At 63.2% G+C, this 1,685-nt stretch carries 1 protein-coding gene, 2 pseudogenes and 1 riboswitch; of the genes and pseudogenes, 1 reads left to right on the top strand and 2 read right to left on the bottom strand.

The window, feature by feature from the left end:
- Window positions 1-94: 94 nt before the first annotated feature.
- Together L9Z73_RS30155 and cobO are read right to left on the bottom strand one after the other, a co-directional pair.
- Window positions 95-466: pseudogene (locus L9Z73_RS30155) on the bottom strand (cobyrinate a,c-diamide synthase); the annotation flags it as partial.
- Window positions 463-1,074 (bottom strand): cob(I)yrinic acid a,c-diamide adenosyltransferase, encoded by a 612-nt coding sequence (gene cobO / locus L9Z73_RS30150; protein WP_247408591.1) that lies wholly within the window; start codon window positions 1,072-1,074, stop codon window positions 463-465. The gene cobO and the pseudogene L9Z73_RS30155, both read right to left, overlap by 4 nt.
- Before the next feature lie 79 nt (window positions 1,075-1,153).
- A riboswitch (cobalamin riboswitch) is annotated at window positions 1,154-1,397 on the bottom strand.
- 99 nt (window positions 1,398-1,496) lie between these two features.
- On the opposite strand from cobO, the pseudogene L9Z73_RS30145 reads away from it, so the two are divergent.
- Window positions 1,497-1,685, top strand: a pseudogene (locus L9Z73_RS30145) (sorbosone dehydrogenase family protein); the annotation flags it as partial.

Genomic DNA, 1,685 nt, shown 5'->3' with positions numbered 1-1,685 from the left:
GGTACCACTAGGCCAGTGGCCTTATCGATCACCTGGTAGCCGATGGTCGCCGCCCCAATGCCCGCCGCCAGTCCGCCAACACCACCTAATACACCACGGCGCTTGATGCCATACACCGTAGCCCCGGGACACCGAAGTGTCGCGCCAGGTCAGCGCTGGAAGGCGTGCCGTCGAACAGGCCCATCACGCCTTCGATCAGGATCAGGTCCGCCTCCCCCGCCGCTTCCCACAGCAAGCGGCGACTTTCCTGCTCGCCCACCATCCACATATCCAATTGATACACCGGCGCACCGCTGGCGCGCTCGTGAATCATCGGGTCGAGGAAGTCCGGGCCGCATTTGAACACGCGCACCTTACGCCCCAGGTTGCGGTGCAAACGGGCCAGCGCGGCGGTGACCGTGGTTTTGCCCTGGCCGGACGCCGGTGCGGCGATCAAGACGGCCGGGCAATGACGGGGCTGATTCAAAGTTCGACGCCTTTCTGTGCCTTGATACCGGCCTGGAACGCGTGCTTGAGCATGCCCATTTCGGTGACGGTGTCGCCCATTTCGATCAGCTCGGGCTTGGCGCCACGGCCGGTGACCACCACGTGCTGCATCGGCGGGCGAGCCTGCAGGTCGCCAAGGACTTGATCCAGGTCGAGGTAGCCGTGCTTGAGCGCGATGTTCAGCTCATCCAGCACCACCAGGCCGATGGACGGGTCTTGCAGCAATTGGCGGGACACCGCCCAGGCGGCTTCGGCGGCCGCGATGTCGCGCTGGCGGTCCTGGGTTTCCCAGGTAAAGCCCTCGCCCATCACATGGAAACGCACTTGCTCGGGGAAGCGGCGGAAGAACCGCTCTTCGCCGGTGCTGTTGCGCCCCTTGATGAACTGCACCACACCGCACTGCATGCCGTGGCCCATGGCGCGGGCCAGCATGCCAAATGCCGAGCTGCTCTTGCCTTTGCCGTTACCGGTCAGCACCAGCAGCAAGCCGCATTCGTTCGGGGAATTGGCGATGCGCTCATCGATCACGGCTTTTTTACGCAGCATGCGCGCCAGGTGGCGTTCGTCGCGCTCGGGGGAATCGGTCATGGCAGCTCTCCGTTGGGGCTGGACAAAAACGGCGGGCAGGAAAAATCAAAAACAGACAGCCAAGCATCGCCCACCGTGATGCTGTTGGATGATCCGGGCCGGTCTCCGGGCTCATGAGTGGCGCGCTAGAGCGCACGCCGACGGCGCGCCTTCCCATATCGCGAGCGATACAGTGGCAAACAGCACCGTTTTGACTCATTTACCGTTGCGGGGGCAGCGCCGGAATCGCGGCAGCACTGTGTACAAGTGCGCTCACTCACCGGCTTCCCTGTTTCACTCAGTCGACCCGTAGGTCACAGAGCACCTGGAACAAGCCGCGAAGGTTAGTGGGTTGGGGGTGGAGCGTCAATTAAAGCTGGCCTTGTACTTGAACCATCGCCGCAACGCACACCTCTACCCTTACAGGCATCCAGGAGAAAACCATGCATAAAACAAGACTCGCCTTACTGATCATGCTCGCGGGCAGCCTTGCCGCCTGCGGCGAAAGCTCGACCCTGAAGGTATCCGACGGCACCGGGCCCTCGCCGCAATTGCCGGAGCCGAACAAGACGCTGATCCCCACTGTAAACATCGCCCCGGCCATTGGCTGGCCGGCGGGCACCCAGCCCACG

The sequence above is a fragment of the Pseudomonas emilianonis genome (assembly GCF_023072625.1).
In the GTDB taxonomy this organism is placed as follows: Bacteria; Pseudomonadota; Gammaproteobacteria; order Pseudomonadales; family Pseudomonadaceae; genus Aquipseudomonas; species Aquipseudomonas paraveronii.
The sequence above is the reverse complement of the archived record's forward strand: the minus strand, read 5'-3'. Positions and strand labels throughout refer to the sequence as shown.

Coding starts and splice junctions, on each gene's coding strand:
- cobO (WP_247408591.1), bottom strand. CDS start 1,074: ATGACCGATTCCCCCGAGCGCGACGAACGCCACCTGGCGCGCATGCTG.